14 protein-coding genes are annotated in these 15687 nt (G+C 68.6%); 12 read left to right on the forward strand and 2 right to left on the reverse strand.

Annotated features, from left to right (window positions below):
* Positions 1 to 41: 41 nt before the first annotated feature.
* Positions 42 to 1064, reverse strand: a complete 1023-nt coding sequence (locus tag FOZ76_RS03530) for a LysR family transcriptional regulator (RefSeq protein WP_170235277.1) — start codon at positions 1062 to 1064, stop codon at positions 42 to 44.
* Positions 1065 to 1150: 86 nt separating this feature from the next.
* On the opposite strand from FOZ76_RS03530, the gene FOZ76_RS03535 reads away from it, so the two are divergent.
* The 8 genes from FOZ76_RS03535 to FOZ76_RS03570 all read left to right on the forward strand — a co-directional run bounded on the left by FOZ76_RS03535 (position 1151) and on the right by FOZ76_RS03570 (position 8789).
* Complete coding sequence (locus FOZ76_RS03535; RefSeq protein WP_143946758.1) at positions 1151 to 1399, forward strand: hypothetical protein; 249 nt, start codon at positions 1151 to 1153, stop codon at positions 1397 to 1399.
* Positions 1400 to 1552: 153 nt separating this feature from the next.
* Positions 1553 to 1714: a DUF1328 domain-containing protein gene (locus FOZ76_RS03540; protein WP_143946759.1), complete on the forward strand. Its 162-nt coding sequence runs from the start codon at positions 1553 to 1555 to the stop codon at positions 1712 to 1714.
* Between the two features lie 32 nt (positions 1715 to 1746).
* A complete protein-coding gene (locus FOZ76_RS03545; protein ID WP_143946760.1) occupies positions 1747 to 2073 on the forward strand; it encodes an ElaB/YgaM/YqjD family protein in 327 nt (108 codons plus the stop codon).
* 190 nt (positions 2074 to 2263) lie between these two features.
* Entirely contained in the window at positions 2264 to 2845 is a 582-nt protein-coding gene (locus FOZ76_RS03550) for a hypothetical protein (RefSeq protein WP_143946761.1), read from the forward strand.
* Between the two features lie 131 nt (positions 2846 to 2976).
* Entirely contained in the window at positions 2977 to 5232 is a 2256-nt protein-coding gene (locus tag FOZ76_RS03555; RefSeq protein WP_246129275.1) for an ATP-binding protein, read from the forward strand.
* Between the two features lie 25 nt (positions 5233 to 5257).
* Positions 5258 to 5737 carry a response regulator gene (locus tag FOZ76_RS03560; protein WP_143946762.1) on the forward strand — a complete coding sequence of 160 codons (480 nt, stop codon included), beginning with the start codon at positions 5258 to 5260 and terminating at the stop codon, positions 5735 to 5737.
* A 41-nt stretch (positions 5738 to 5778) separates the two neighbouring features.
* Positions 5779 to 8184: a hybrid sensor histidine kinase/response regulator gene (locus tag FOZ76_RS03565; protein WP_143946763.1), complete on the forward strand. Its 2406-nt coding sequence runs from the start codon at positions 5779 to 5781 to the stop codon at positions 8182 to 8184.
* 41 nt (positions 8185 to 8225) lie between these two features.
* Positions 8226 to 8789, forward strand: a complete 564-nt coding sequence (locus FOZ76_RS03570; RefSeq protein ID WP_143946764.1) for a biliverdin-producing heme oxygenase — start codon at positions 8226 to 8228, stop codon at positions 8787 to 8789.
* Here FOZ76_RS03570 and FOZ76_RS03575 read toward each other — a convergent pair.
* The gene (locus FOZ76_RS03575; protein ID WP_143946765.1) at positions 8780 to 9577 is read right to left on the reverse strand and encodes an undecaprenyl-diphosphate phosphatase; all 798 of its coding nucleotides are present in this window, start codon (positions 9575 to 9577) and stop codon (positions 8780 to 8782) included. The two genes, FOZ76_RS03570 and FOZ76_RS03575, sit on opposite strands and share 10 nt — an antisense overlap.
* A gap of 249 nt (positions 9578 to 9826) precedes the next feature.
* Here FOZ76_RS03575 and FOZ76_RS03580 point away from each other — a divergent pair, with 249 nt between their 5' ends.
* From FOZ76_RS03580 to FOZ76_RS03595, 4 genes are read left to right on the forward strand one after another with little or no spacing between them, the layout of a single operon-like run.
* A complete protein-coding gene (locus FOZ76_RS03580; protein ID WP_246129276.1) occupies positions 9827 to 12976 on the forward strand; it encodes a response regulator in 3150 nt (1049 codons plus the stop codon).
* On the forward strand, positions 12961 to 13803 hold the full coding sequence (locus tag FOZ76_RS03585; RefSeq protein ID WP_143946767.1) for a CheR family methyltransferase: 843 nt from the start codon (positions 12961 to 12963) through the stop codon (positions 13801 to 13803). Before FOZ76_RS03580 ends, FOZ76_RS03585 begins: the two co-directional genes overlap by 16 nt.
* Positions 13804 to 13805: 2 nt before the next feature.
* Entirely contained in the window at positions 13806 to 14477 is a 672-nt protein-coding gene (locus FOZ76_RS03590; protein ID WP_143946768.1) for a chemotaxis protein CheB, read from the forward strand.
* 4 nt (positions 14478 to 14481) lie between these two features.
* Positions 14482 to 15576 (forward strand): hybrid sensor histidine kinase/response regulator, encoded by a 1095-nt coding sequence (locus FOZ76_RS03595; RefSeq protein ID WP_143946769.1) that lies wholly within the window; start codon positions 14482 to 14484, stop codon positions 15574 to 15576.
* Positions 15577 to 15687: the final 111 nt, after the last annotated feature.

Below are 15687 nucleotides of genomic sequence, written 5' to 3' on the forward strand. Positions count from 1 at the left end.
CCTTCGCGCCGGGTTTTCTTTTTCGGCCATGGCGGCGCAGCTCAATCCTGGAGCGCGCGCGTCACCGCCGAATGCAGCGGCGACAGGGGCGTGGTCTTGTCCCGCGCGTGATCGAGCAGCGGCGTGAGATGTTCGCCGAGGTAGTCGATCAGGACCCGGACGGCGGGCGACATGCCGCGGCGCGAAGCATAGGCCCCGTAGACGATGCCTTCCGGCGTGCGCCAGTCGGTGAGGATCTGGACCAGGCGATCCTCGGTGTCGGCCATGCGCCAGAGCGGATCGGGCATCAGGCCGATGCCGGCGCCCGTCTTGAGCGCCTCGAGCAACAGTTGCAGATCACCGCTGATCAGGCGTGGCTGGTGCACGACGTCGACAGCCTGGCCTTGCCGGTCGTAGAGCCGCCAGGCATCGAAGCCGGTCTGCCCCGCGTTCCAGCCCACGGTGGCGTGCGCCGCGAGTTCGGCCGGGCTTGCGGGCGTGCCGTGCGCCTGCAGATAGCTGCGGGCCGCGACCAGCGACAACTCGCTGGTGCCGAAGCGGCGCGCGATCACGTTCGCTTCTTCGTCGATGACTTCGCGTACGCGCAGGGCGATGTCGATACGGTCGCGGTACAGGTCGGCGACGTCGTTGCTCAGGTGCACGCGCACGGTGACGCTGGGATAGGCGAGCATGAACCCGGGCAGGATCAAGGGCAGCACCGCCTGCGCCAGGCCGATCGGGCTGGCCAGCGTGACCGGGCCCGTGGGCTCGGCCAGTAGATCGAGCATGGCCTGATCGGCCTCGTGGGCCGTCTCGGCAATGGCCCGGCAGTAGGCGAGATAGCGCTCGCCCGCCTCGGTGGGTACCAGGCGCCGTGTACTGCGCTGCAGGAGCCTCAGCCCCAGGCGCGCCTCCAGCGCTGCGACGCGCCGGCTCAGGTGCGACTTCGACAGGTTCAGCGCCCGGGCCGCCGCCGAGAATCCGCCCAGGTCGGCGACCTGGGCGAGTATGTACAGATCGTTCAGGTCGCGCGCGGGGACCGCACCCGGGGTACCGCGATCGAGTTTGCTGGCGTCGTCGTGCATGTTGTTCCGGGGCTCCTGGGATGCCGCCGACAAAGCGGCCCGCTTCTTGCGGACTTCGGCCGGCTCTCCGATCCAGAGGATACGCCATGAACGCAAATACATCCGGCAAACCGGCCGATGCCCGCAAGAGTACGCAGCCGGAAACCGACCAGGGCGCACAGCGTCCGCGCCTGCCGCACGAGCACGACGAATCCGCCGACAGTCAGAGCAGCGCGCCGCGCGAGGTCATGCGCCAGGCTCATGAAGACATCGAGTCGGGCCAGGAAGACACCGATCTGCGGGGCAGCCGCGGCAAGCGGGAAACCACGGTTCCGTCCTCGCGTGAGAACAAGTGAGCACGGGCACGCCGATTGCTAACGGATTGTCCCCGAAGCGTCGAGGCGCCCGAGGGCGCAGCGTCACTCGTTGAACCCGCCGATGCATCGCGCGGCGGTCGGTGCAAGTCGGAATCGGCAGCCAGCCGAAACCTGTCCTGGGAGAGAAAGGCCATGTTGTATTACGCCGCGGTTTTCTTCGTCATCGCTCTGATCGCCGCCTTCTTCGGTTTTGGCGGTATTGCCGCCGGTGCGGCCAGTATCGCCAAGATCCTGTTCTTCATCTTCCTGGTGATCTTCGTGGTCACGCTGGTGATGGGCTTGATGCGTCGTTGATACGAACCGACTAGAACACAAGGAGCTAGCACATGAAATTGGATTCCCGCGAACTGCGCGCCGGTCGGCGCAAGATCTCCCACGGCTTTCACGAGTTGCTCGAAGGCGTCGAGGAAAGTCTGCGCGCCGCGCGGCGCGAGGCCCGTCACGAGGTCGACGGCCCGCGCCAGCGCCTGAGCCGGGGCGCGGCCGACGCGCAGCACTGGGTCGAAGACGTGGGCACCTCCGTGCGCGACACCTACCAGGAGGCGGCCGGCCAGGCGCGCGTCTACGTGCGCGAGCATCCGCGCACGGTCGCCAGCCTGGTAGCGGTAGGCGCGGGGCTGCTCGTTGCCTGCCTGCTGTTGCAACGTCGTTGACATACGCGCCCCGCGGGGCGCGAGGAGTTCCTCATGCACGCTCATACGGTCCCCACGCCGCCGCCCGTCAAAGACCCGCCGGTGCCGCCCGTCGGCGATCCGCCGGTGCAGGATCCGCCCCCGGAGCCGGTCGACCCGGACTGAGCCGGCGCCCGGCGCGGCGCCCGATACCCACCGAGAGGAGGCCCAGATGGTACCCATCGTTGCTGCCCGTTTCGACACCTTCGACGAAGCGCAGGCCGTCGCCGCCCGGATGCAGGCCGAGGGCTATGCCGCAGAGCAGATGTCCACGTTCTTCGTCAATCAGCCCGGCGCGCACGACGAGCATCCTTTGGGCGGCGACCGAACCAACGACCCCGCAGCCACGAAGTCCCCGTACGGGGCGGTGGCCGGGGTCGTCGTCATCGGCCTGGTCGGGCTGTTCGTGGGCATCGCCGCGCGTGCCGCCACCGGCGCCGGATGGTGGGTGCTGTTGCTCACCACCGGCATCGGCGCCTATGTCGGCTCGCTGCTGGGCGCGTTGATCGCCACGCGGCGACGCCGCCCCGCGCGCGAGCCGGGCCGGCCCACGGGCAGACGGCAGGCCGGCGTGATGCTGGCCATCAAGGCCGATGACGCCCGCGCGCTGGACGATGTCGTGCGCACCCTGCATGCCGCGGGCGGCAAGGACATCGAGGAGGCGCAGGGCGAGTGGCGCGAAGGGCAGTGGGTGGACTTCGACCCGGTGCACTCGCCGGTGCTCACCAAGCGTCTGCCTGCCACGGCGCATTGATGCCTGCTGCGCGTCGGCGCATGCGATGCGGCAAGGCGATCGCATGCGTGTGGCTCACGTAGAATTCCGGTCTTTCATCGACGTCGTCCGGGTAAATCACCCGTGACGGCGTTTATTCAAGGAGTGCAGTGTTGGCAAGTTCGACTAGCGCGACGGGGCTGGAGATGGACGGCGCCACCCTGTGCGCCCGCGAACCCATACACATTCCCGGCAGCATTCAGCCACATGGGTGCCTGTTCGCTCTGGACGGCGATCGCAAGGTGGTCCAGGCCAGCGCCAACCTGGCCCAGTGGGTGGGCATGCAAGCCCGGCAAGTCCTTGGCTGTTCGCTGGCCGACTGGTGGCCCGAGGCCGCTGCCCTGCTGAACAGCCAGCCCGGGCGCTGCGCCGAGCAGCCCGACGTGCTGCCCAATCACCTCGGCGACCTGCGCGCGCCTGACGGCGGGGCGCTGCTCGCCATGCTGGTCCACACGTCCGGCCCCTACGATGTCGTCGAGCTGGAACTGGCCGATGACCGCCAGCGTGTGCTGGACACCATCTATCCGCTGGCGCGCGGCTTTCTTGCGCAGTTGCAACGCATCCAGTCGGTGAGCGCCATGTGCGAGCTGGCGGTGGCCGAGATCAAGCGCATCACCGGCTTCGGCCGGGTGCTCGCCTACTGTTTCGACGCCGAGGGGCACGGTTCGGTGATCAGCGAGCGCGTCGACACGGGTTATCCGAGCTACGCCGGGCTGCGCTTTCCGGCGTCCGACATTCCGGCGCAGGCGCGCGCGCTCTATGTGCGCAACCGCATCCGGGTGATCCACGACGCCAACTACGAGCCGGTGCCGCTGGTGCCCGCGCTGCCCGTGGGCAGCGAACTGCCGCTGGACATGAGCCATGCGGCGCTGCGCAGCGTGTCTCCCGTGCATGTGAAGTACATGAAGAACATGGGCACGCTGGCGTCGATGTCGATGTCCATCGTGATCAACGACGAACTCTGGGGGCTCATCTCCTGTCACGATGCGCAGGCGCGCGACGTTCCCTTGCGCGTGCGCACGGCGTGCGAGCTGATCGCCGGCATGCTGTCGATGCAGATCGACGCGCGCGTGCAGCAGGACAGGATGGCCGCGCGCTACGCGCTGCGGCGCGACATCGTCGAGATGCTCACCGCCATGGCCGAACGCGACAACGTGATGGCCGGGCTGCGCGATGTGGACACGATGTTCGTCTCGTTCGTGCGCGGCGACGGCGCAGCGGTGGTGGCGGGCTCGCGCTGCGAAAGCTATGGCCATACGCCGGAGCGGGCGGACATCCTGCAGTTCTGCCAATGGCTGCAGGAGAGCGGCGGGCGCAACGTCTTTCACAGCGACAGCCTGCAGCGCGACGTGCCGCACTTGCCGCGCCTGGCCGACAGCAGCGCCGGCGTGATGGCCGTGCCGATCTCCTCGCTGCACGCGCACTACCTCGTGTGGTTCCGCAACGAGCGCGTGCACGAAGTGAACTGGGCGGGCGCGCCCCGCGACAAGATCGATCCGCAGTCGGGGGCGCTCTCGCCGCGCAACAGTTTCTCCTGCTGGCGCGAGATCGTGAGCGGCAGTTCGGCACCCTGGGACGCGGTGCAGATCGAGGCGGCGCGCGAACTGGGCCATGCCGTGCTGGGCCTGGTGCTGCGCAAGGCCGAGGAACGCGCGGCTCTGGCCGCGGACCTGGCAGAGACCAACAAGGAACTGGAGGCGTTCTCGTACAGCGTCTCTCACGACCTGCGCGCTCCGCTGCGCCACATCGCCGGGTTCGCCGAGCTCCTTGGCGAGCTGGAGGGCCAGAACATGAGCGAGCGCGGGCACCATTTCCTCGCCAATATCCGCGGCTCGGCGCAACTGGCCGGCACGCTGGTCGACGACCTGCTGAACTTCTCGCAGATGGGGCGCGCAGCCCTGCGCTATACCGACGTCGACATCGGCGCCCTGGTGCGCGACATCCGGCGCGAGATGAGCCCCGAGCTGGAGGGCCGCCACGTCGACTGGCACGTCCAGCAGGACATGCCGAGCATGCGCGCCGATGCGGCGTTCATCCGGCTGGTGCTGCGCAACCTGCTGTCGAATGCGGTCAAGTATTCGCGCGGGCGCGAGACGGCGGTGGTGTCGGTCGGCGCGCGCCACGACGGCGAGGGCATCGTGGTCGATATCCAGGACAATGGCGCCGGGTTCGACATGGCCTATGTCGACAAGCTGTTCGGCATCTTCCAGCGCCTGCATCGCATGGAGGATTTCGAAGGCACGGGCATCGGCCTTGCCAGCGTGCGCCGGGTCGTGGAACGGCACAACGGCCGGGTCTGGGCTCACGGCGAGCTTGGCAAGGGCGCCACCTTCTCCTTCTGGATTCCCGATCGCCCGCCTTCGGAGTGATCCGGCGTTCTCGTTTCAATCGCACATGCTCAAACCCATCCTGCTCATCGAAGACAATCCGCGCGACCTCGAACTCACGCTCGTGGCGCTGGAGCGCTGTCATCTCGCCAACGATGTGGTCATCACGCGCGACGGCGTGGAGGCGCTCGACTACCTGCTGCGCCGAGGCGAACATGCCGAGCGCCCCGAGGGCAACCCGGCGGTGATGCTGCTGGATCTGAAGCTGCCGCGCGTGGATGGGCTGCAGGTGCTCGCGCAGGTGCGCACGCTGCCGGCGCTGCGCAGCATTCCGGTGGTGATGCTGACCTCCTCGCGCGAGGAGCCCGACCTTGCGCGCGCCTACGAACTCGGCGTCAACGCCTATGTGGTCAAGCCGGTCGAGTTCCGGGAGTTCGTGGCTGCGATTTCGGATCTCGGGATGTTCTGGGCCGTCCTGAACGAGCCGCCGCCCGGCTCGACACGCCACAAGCCCACCGCCGAGCCCCTGGCTCGCCTGCAGAATTGACGATGGGTGCGACGACGTCGCGGCCGCCGCCTGCCCCGATCATGCCCCAGCCCCAGCCCTTGAGCCTGCTGCTGATCGAAGACAGCAAGCACGACGCCGAGTTGGCGTTGATCGTGCTCGAGCGCGCGGGCTATGCCGTGGATGCGCAGGTCGTGCACGATCGTGACGGCATGGAGCAGGCGCTGAGCCACCACAGCTTCGATCTGATCGTCTCGGATTTCGTGCTGCCGGCGTTCTCCGGGGCGCAGGCGCTGCGCCTGGCGCGGGAACAGGCCGGACAGACGCCTTTCATCTTCTTTTCCGGCGTATTCGGCGAGGCGCACGCCGTCGAGATGATGCGGCTGGGCGCGACCGACTACGTGCTCAAGCAGAACCTTTCGCTGTTGCCCAAGGCCGTGGAGCGCGCCCTGGGCGAGGTGCACGGGCGCAACGAGCGCCAGCGCGGAACGAGCGCGCTGGACAAGACCGATCTGCAGTCGCGCCTGGCGATCGAGGCGGCTCGGCTGGGCATCTGGGACTACGATCCGCAGGCCGACGCCTTCGAGTGGGACGCACGGTGCCGGCAACTGCTCGGCGTGCCCGACAGTGTGCAGGCTTCCTGGGGGCTGTTCCTCGAGCGCGTGCACCCGGAAGACCGCGAACGCGTGCGCATAGGCATGCAGCGCGTGCTCGACACGAGCTACTCCGGCAGCTATACGGACGAGTACCGCGTGGCGCTGCCTGGCGGCCGGCTGCGCTGGCTGGCCGTGCGCGGGCGTTCCATCGCGCGCGAGGGCCGCTGCCAGCGCTTCACCGGCGTGCTCATGGACGTCACGAGCGAGCGCCTGGCCACGCAGGCCCTGCGCCAGCAGAACGTGGTGCTGGGCGAGCGCGTCGAGGCGCGTACGCGCGAGCGCGACCGCACCTGGGCGCTCTCGCGCGACATTCTTTTCATCGCCGACTTCGACCTGCGCATGCAGTCGATCAATCCGGCCTGGTCCCAGGTCCTCGGCTGGTCCGAGAGCGACGTGACCAGCATGGCCTCGCTGATGGAGATCGTCCATCCGGAAGATTTCGGCTCCACCCGCCAGACCATCGAATCGCTGGGGCAGGGGGCGATCGTCACGCGCTTCGTGAACCGCCTGCGCCATGTCGATGGCAGCTACCGCTGGATCTCGTGGTCCGCCGTGCCCGACGGCGGGATGATCTACGCCAGCGGCCGCGACATCTCCCGCGACATGCTGGCCGTCGAAGAACTGGCCGCGGCCAACCTCAAGCTTACCGAGCAGATCGAGGAGCGCGAACGGGTCGAGACCGCCTTGCGGCAGATGCAGCGGCTCGAGGCCGTCGGCCAGCTCACCGCGGGCGTTGCCCATGACTTCAACAACCTGCTGGTGGTCATCCTGAGCAGCATCGGCATGCTCGAGCGCGAATTGGCCTCGATGAACGTGCCGCCGCGCATGCTGCAGCGTCTGGCGAACGTGCGCGACGCCGGCGAGCGCGGCGCCAAGCTCACCACGCAGTTGCTCGCTTTCGCGCGCCGCCAGCAGCTCGAACCGCGCGTACTGGATTTGAACGAGGCCATCACGGCGATGCTGGGCCTGTTGCGCAGCACGCTGGGCAGCAGCATCACCATCGAGACCCGCTTCGAGGACGGCGTGTGGCCCACACTGGCCGATCCGACCCAGCTCGAACTGATCGTGCTGAACCTGGCGATCAATGCGCGCGACGCCATGACCCAGGGCGGGGTGCTGGAGCTGTCCACGCAGAACTGCCGCGTCGTCGAGCGCAGCGACCGTCCGGAGGAGCCGGAACCGGGCGACTACGTCGCGCTGGAAGTCAGCGACAACGGGACCGGCATGCCGCCGGACGTGCTCGCCAAGGCGTTCGAGCCGTTCTTCACGACCAAGGAAATCGGCAAGGGGTCGGGCCTGGGCCTGGCCCAGGTTTTCGGCTTCGCCAAGCAGACGGGCGGCGGCGTGCGCATCCGCACGCGGCTGGGCGCCGGCACCAGCGTCACGGTGATGCTGCCGCGCCACGACGACGAGCTGCAACGCGAACCCGCGCCGCCCGAGCCGGCGCCCAGCGCCGAACGCGTGGTCGCCGAGACGGCGGTGAGCGTGCTGCTGGTCGACGACGACGATGCCGTCAGAGAGGTCACCGCCATCCTGCTGGAGGATCGCGGCTGCGTGGTGGCGCAGGCCTCCAGCGGCGCGGCGGCGCTCGCGCTGCTCGAGGAGAACGCCGAGGTCGACGTGATGCTCACCGACTTCGCGATGCCGGCCATGAACGGCGCCGAGCTGGCCCGTCGCGCGCGTGCGCTGCGGCCCGGCCTGCCGGTGATCTTCGTGACCGGCTATGCTGAACTGCAGGGCCTGGACATCGGCGATGCCCAGGTGCTGCAAAAACCCTTCAACGAGAACGAGCTGCTCGATCGCATCCAGCGCGCCGCGCGCGATGTCGGCTGAGCCGGCGCAGCAGCCCGTTCGTGTCTTTCTGCCTGTCACCCATGTCCCAACCCGCATCTCCCAGTCTGCGCTTCTGGCTGCGCGAGGCCACGCGCCCGCTGCACGAGGCGGTCGACGCTGCGTTCAGCGCCTATCGCATCGCCGACGGCAGCGACTATCCGGCCTTCCTGCAGGCGCATGCCGCTGCCTTGCTGCCGATCGAGCAGTGGCTCGAAGAGCAGGAGGTGGAGCGTCTCGCGCCCGACTGGGCGCAGCGCCGGCGCAGCGGCGCATTGCAGGCGGATCTCGCCGGGCTGCGCAGCGCCGCCCCCGCGCCGATCGCATGGGCGGGCGCCGCGGATGATGCCGCCCTCTGGGGCACGCTCTACGTGCTCGAAGGTTCGCGCATGGGGGCGCGCTTTCTTGCGCGGCAGGTGCCGGCCGGGCTGCCCACCGGCTACCTGCGCCACGGCGAGGCCGAACCGCTGTGGCCGCGCTTCGTGCAGTGGCTGGACGCGGCGGACGCCGGGCTGGATCGCGCCGCCGTCGGCGCCGCGGCCGAGCGCACGTTCGCTGCCTTCATGCAGGCCGGGCGGCGTCACGCGCCGCCGCAGGCTCAGGCGTAGATGGCGAGCAGCACCACGCCCAGGATCACCCGGTAGACCACGAACGGCATGAGCCCCATACGCCCCAGCATGCGCACGAACACGTTGATGCACAGATACGCGGCCACGGCCGACAGCCCGGCGCCCCAGATCAGGGCGCGCCAGTCGATGGCGTCCGGCTGCATCGCCAGCTCGCGCGCCTCGAGCGCGCCGGCGAGCACGATCACCGGAATCGACAGCAGGAACGAGAAGCGGGCGGCCGCCTGGCGCGTGAGGCCGGCATACATGCCGGCGGTGAGCGTGACGCCCGAGCGCGAGGTGCCGGGGATCAGGGCCAGCACCTGCGCGAAGGCGATCAGAACCACGTCGCGCGGCCGCATCTCGCGCTCGGTGCGCTCGCCGCGATGGCGCCAGTCCACCCAGCCGAGCAAGAGGCCGAAGGCGATCATGCCGACGGCCAGCACGACCGGCGAGCGAAAATACGTCGCCGCCACGTCCTTGAGCAGCAGGCCGGCTAGGCCGACCGGGATGGTGCCCAGCAGCACCGCCCAGGCGAGCTTGGCGTCCGTCGTGAAGCCGCGGCCCAGCAGCGAGGCGATCCAGTCGCGCGCCATGGCCACGAGTTCGTGGCGAAAGTACCCGAGCACGGCGAGCAGGGTGCCGACGTGCAGCGCGACGTCGAAGGCCAGCCCCTGGTCGGGCCAGCCGACCAGGACCGGCACCAGCAGCAGGTGCGCGGAACTCGAGATGGGGAGGAATTCGGTGAGCCCCTGGACCAGGGCAAGTACGACAATCTGCAGAAAATCCACGACTACTCCAGGCCGACCGGACAGAGGTGCGTGTCGGCGCGGGGCCGTTGGCGAGCGCTCGGCACGAGCGGCCCGGCCAGGTCCGACGGGTCGCGCCGCGCATCGTACCTCAGCCGTGGGGACGATTGCGATTGCGCGCCGCCCGACAAGGTGTCGTGAGGTAACATCGCCCGCTGCCCTCCGACGCCAGCGCGTCCAACCTTTTTCTCCGCTGCCATGACTCCGAAGTTTCGTCGCTCGAGCAGGCTGTTGTACATCGCCATCGCTGCCGTGCTGAGCGCACTGCTGGTGATCGACCTCATCACGCCCCGCGGCTATGCCGAGTGGGTGCTCTACGTCGTGGCGCTGGCGATGTGCCTGTTCGCCCGCGATCGTCATGCGCCGATCGTCACCGCGGCCGCGGCGTCGATACTGCTGCTCGTGGGCTTCGTGTTCTCGCCGGATTCCGAACTGGCCACGGCGGGCATGTACAACCGGGGCATAGGCCTGTTCACGGTCTGGCTGCTGGCCATCATCGTGTACCGCTACATCGTCTCGCGCGAGTCGATCGAACATACGGCCTGGCTGCAGCGCGGGCTTGCCCGCCTGGCGGCCGACGCGCGCGGCGAACACGTCCCCGCGGCAATGGGCGAGCGCGTGCTGCGCGCTGTCACCGGCTATCTGAATGCCAACGTCGGCACGCTGTACATCATCGAGGGCGGCGAGCTGCGGCGCGTCGCGGATTGGGCCCTGCCCACCGAGAACGCGCCGCCCGTGCGCATCGCCCTGGGCAGCGGGCTCGCCGGCCAGGCCGTCGAGGACAAGCGCATCCTCCATCTCAAGGGCACCGACGCCGGCTATCTGCGGCTGGGTTCGGCACTGGGGTCGATGCAGTCCGGCCAGGTATTCATCCTGCCGTTCACCGCCGACGACGAGGTCCTGGGCGTGCTGGAACTCGGCTTCGCGGGGGCCGATGGCGACCCCGCCGGCGTGATCGAGCTGCTCAAGCTCATCGGCGAGCCGGTCGGCGTCGCCATGCGGTCGGCCGTGTACCGCGCGCGCCTGGAGGATCTGCTGGCCGAGACCCAGCGCCAGAGCGAGGAGCTGCAGGTGCAGCAGGAGGAGCTGCGGGTCTCGAACGAGGAGCTGGAGGAACGCAGCCGCGCACTGCAGGAGTCGCAGGCGCGCCTCGAAGCGCAGCAGGTCGACCTCGAGCATTCCAACGTGCGCCTCGAAGAGCATACCCAGGATCTGGAGCGCCAGAAGCAGCGCCTGCTCGCCGTGCAGCAGGAACTGGCCGAGAGCGCCGTGCAGCTCGAGGCGGCCAGCCAGTACAAGTCGCAGTTCCTGGCGAACATGTCGCACGAGCTGCGCACTCCGCTCAACAGCTCGCTGATCCTGTCCAAGCTGTTGATGGACAACAAGAGCGGGAACCTGTCGGACGAGCAGGTGCGCTACGCCCGCACGATCCACTCGTCGAACGCCGACCTGCTCAATCTCATCAACGACATCCTGGACCTGTCGCGGGTCGAGGCCGGGCACATCGAGGTCGAGCTGGAGACCGTCCCGATGTCGCAACTGCTCAAGCCGCTGGAGATGCTGTTCCTGCCGCAGGCGGCCGAAAAGGGCCTGCAGTTCCGTATCGAGCAGACGGTCACGGCGCCGCAGAGCATGACCACGGACACGCAGCGCCTGCAGCAGATCCTGAAGAACCTGCTCGCCAACGCGATCAAGTTCACGGAGTCCGGTTCGGTCAGGCTGGGTGTGTCCGCGGACGACGGCGCGCGCGTTCGCTTCGACGTGGAGGACACCGGCATCGGCATTCCCGAGGGGCAGCAGGAGGCCGTGTTCGACGCCTTCCGGCAGGCCGACGGCACGACCCGCCGCAAGTACGGCGGCAGTGGCCTTGGCCTGGCGATCTCGCGTGAATTCGCCGAGCTGCTCGGCGGGGAGGTCACGGTCAGGAGCGTGCCCGGGCGCGGCAGCACGTTCAGCCTGGTCGTGCCGGTGGTGAGCACGCCCCATCCGCCGGCCGCCGCGGCCCCGTCGACACCGCAAGCGCAGATGGCCGCCGCCGCGGTCGCCCGCGCCCAGGCCGCCGCCGCATCGCCCGTTCCGCCCGCCGCCCCGCCGGCGCCCCCGGCGGCGGCGCCTGCCGCGCCCGCGTCGCGCCCGGCGCCACGTCACGAGGATGTGTTCAGCCTGGGGCGGGTTTCGCCGGACGACCGCGACAATCGCCAGCGCGGCGATCGCCTGATCCTGGTGATCGAGGACGACGCGGCCTTCGCCCGCATCCTCTACGACCTCGCCCACGAACTCGACTTCGACTGCGTGCATGCGCCGACGGCGGGCGAAGGCGTGCAACTGGCCCGCGAACTGCGGCCCTGCGGCATCCTGCTCGACATGGGCCTGCCGGACAACTCCGGCCTGTCGGTGCTCGAGCAGCTCAAGCGCAGCGCCGAGACACGGCACATCCCGATCCACGTCGTGTCGGTGGAGAACCACGCGGAAACCGCGCTGCACCTGGGGGCCATCGGCTATACGCTCAAGCCGCCCGCGCGCGAACAGCTCGCGCACGCCATCGCGGCGCTGCAGGAGCGCGCCGCGCAGCGCCTGCGGCGCATCCTTGTCATCGAGGACGATGCGACGCTGCGCGAGAACATCGAACTGCTGCTGCGCACCGACGACGTCCAGATCGTGGGCGTGGGCACGCTGGCCGAGGCGCGCGGCGCGCTGGATTCCGGCGGCTACGACTGCGTGGTGATGGACCTGGTGCTGCCCGACGGCAGCGGCTACGAGCTGCTGGAGCTGATGGCGCAGCGCGACAGCCACACCATGCCGCCGGTGATCGTCTATACCGGACGCTCGCTCAGCTCGGAGGACGAGCGTCGCCTGCGCCGCTATTCGCGCTCGATCATCATCAAGGGTGCGCGCTCGCCCGAACGCCTGCTCGACGAAGTGACGCTGTTCCTGCACAGCGTCGAGGCCGAACTGCCGCCCGACCGCCAGCGCATGCTGAAGGAAGTGCGCCAGCGCGATACCGCCTTCGAAGGGCGCACCATCCTGCTCGCCGAGGACGACATCCGCAACATCTTCGCGCTGTCCCAGGTCATCGAGCCGCTCGGCGCCAAGCTCGAGATCGCGCGCAACGGGCGCGAGGCCGTCGACGCCGTGCGCAGCGGCCGCGACATCGATCTGGTCCTGATGGACATCATGATGCCCGAGATGGACGGCCTGGCCGCCATGGTGGAAATCCGCAAGGACGAAGCCCATGCCAAGCTGCCCATCATCGCGCTGACCGCCAAGGCGATGGCGTCGGATCGCCAGCGCTGCCTGGAGGCCGGGGCGAACGACTACATCTCCAAGCCGATCGACGTGGACAAGCTGCTTTCCCTTTGCCGCGTATGGCTGCCGCACTGAAGCGCCCCGAGGCGATGACCACGTTCGACATCGAGCTGCGGCTGCTGCTCGATGCGATCCACCTGCGCTATCAGCACGATTTCCGCGCCTATTCGATCGCCTCGATGCGGCGCCGGATGGACCGCGCGCTGCAGGACCTGGGGTTCGACAGCCTGTCCCGGCTGCAGCACTACGTGCTGCGCGAGCCTGCGACGTTCGCGCGCCTGATGCAGTACCTCACGGTGCAGGTGAGCGAGATGTTCCGCGACCCGGAGTATTTCCGGCAACTGCGCGAGAAGGTGGTGCCCCTGCTCAAAACCTATCCGTCGGTGAAGGTGTGGGTTGCCGGCTGCAGCACGGGCGAGGAGCTGTGGTCGCTCGCCATCCTGTTCCACGAAGAGGACCTGAGCGAGCGCACCATTTTCTATGCGACGGACATCAACCCCGAGGCGCTGCGCATGGCGAAGTCGGGCGTGTACGCCATCGAGCGCCTGGCGGGCTTCAGCGCGAACTACCTGGCCGCCGGCGGGACCGGCTCGCTGTCGGACTACTACCATGCGGACTACGGCGGTGCCCACTTCGCCCGCCACCTGATCGAGCGCGCGGTGTTCGCCGAGCACAGTCTCGCTACGGACAGCGTATTCTCGGAAGTGCACCTGGTCTCCTGCCGCAACGTGCTGATCTACTTCAACCGCGAGCTGCAGGACCGCGCCGTGGGCCTGTTCGACGAAGCGCTGGTGCGGCGCGGCTTCCTCGGATTGGGCAGCCAGGAAAGCCTGCGCTTCTGCGCGCACGCCGACGCCTTCGGGCCGCTCGCGGCGAAGGAACGCATCTACCAGAAAGTCTGACCATGCCAACCCGCACCCCATCCGCTGCAGAGGCAGGCCCGGCGCAAACCGCGACCGGGCAGGGCGCCTGCGAGCCCGAGCTCGTGGTGGTGGGCGCCTCCGCGGGCGGCGTGCAGGCGCTGGGCGCGATCCTGCCGCGGTTGCCGGCGGACTGGCAGCCCTGCATGGTGGTCGTCATGCACATGCCGGCGCGCCGGCGTTCGCGGCTGGCGGAGCTGTTCGCGCCGAACTGCGCCGTCCCGGTGCTCGACGCCGAGGACAAGATACCCTTGTTGCCAGGTGGGGTATTATTCGCCCCTGCCGGTTACCATACGCTCATCGAGTCGCCCGGCAGCATCGCGCTGTCGCTCGATGAACCCCAGAACTATTCGAGGCCTTCCGTGGACGTGCTGTTCGAGTCCGCGGCGTGGGCATTGCGCGAGCGCGTGCTCGGCGTCCTGCTGACGGGCGCGAATGCCGACGGCGCGCAAGGCCTGCTGCAGATCCGACGCGTTGGCGGCCGGACCTGGGTCCAGAGCCCGGCGACGGCGTTTGCGCCCGAAATGCCGAATGCGGCATTGGCGCTGGAGGCGGCCGAGGCGACACTCGATCTGGAGACGATCGCGGCATGCCTGGCCGAGTTTTCCCGTCCCGCATCTGTGGATGCCGGGACGCAACCTAGACGGAACCCCTGATTGCATGGCCGAGCCTGTCAAAATCCTCGTTGCTGACGACATCGACCAGAACCTGGTGGTGTTGCAGGCGCTGCTAGAGCGGCCCGGCCTGCAGCTACTCAAGGCGCAGTCCGGAGCCCAGGCGCTCGAACTGCTCCTCGAGCACTCGGTGGCGCTCGCCTTGCTGGACGTCCACATGCCGGGCATGGACGGCTTCGAGCTGGCCGAGCTGATGCGCGGCAGTCCGCGCACCCGGCACGTACCCATCATCTTTCTCACCGCGACCGACCGCAACGCGGTGCGCACCTTCCGCGGCTACGAGGCGGGCGCCGTCGATTTCCTCTACAAGCCCTACGATCCGCACATCCTGCGCAGCAAGGTCGAGATCTTCGTACAGCTTTACGAGGGTCAGCGCCAATTGGCCGAGCAGAACGAAGCCCTGCAGCAATCGCTGCGCATGAACGATCTGTTCGTTGCGATTCTCGGCCACGATCTGCGCAATCCCTTGTCGGCCATCATGAACCTGGCCGAAGTCGTCACGCGCGGCGCCCAGGACGAGCGCCTGCGCAGCGTGGGCCGGCGCATCGGCTTGAGCGGCCAGCGCATGGCGCGGTTGATCGAGCAGACGCTGGACCTGGCCATGATGCGCGCCGGCAAGGTATCCCTGCGGGCGGGCCCGGTGGACCTCGGCGAGATCTGTAGCGGCATCATCGAGGAGTTTCGCGGCGCGTCGCCCGAGGCGGTGCTGGAGCTGCAGACGACGGGCGCAACGACCGGCGCCTGGGACGGGGACCGCCTGGCCCAGGTGGTGTCCAACCTGGTCGGCAACGCGGTGCAGCATGGGGCTCAGGACGCCGTGCGCGTACTGGTCGACGGCAGCGAACCCGAACGCGTCAGGCTGACGGTGAGCAATGCCGGCGCCCTGGACGAGAAGACGCTCGAACGGCTGCTCCAGCCGTTCGAGCGCGGTACCCAGCCGGGCAGCACCCAGGGCTACGGGCTCGGCCTGTTCATCGTGCACGAGATCGTGCGCTTGCACGGCGGCTCGGTGCACATGCACAGCCGGGATGGCTTGACCGTCTTCGAGATCACGCTGCCGCGCGGCGTGTCGGTCAACTGATGGCGCGGCCGGCGGGGTAGGGTAGGGGTCTCTGCGAGCGGGGCAGGGCGAAGTGAAGTAAACGTTTATTAGAGAAAAGGCGGTTTTCTAATCATTTTTTTCGCCAAATAA

This window comes from Verticiella sediminum (assembly GCF_007558815.1).
GTDB lineage: Bacteria > Pseudomonadota > Gammaproteobacteria > Burkholderiales > Burkholderiaceae_B > Verticiella > Verticiella sediminum.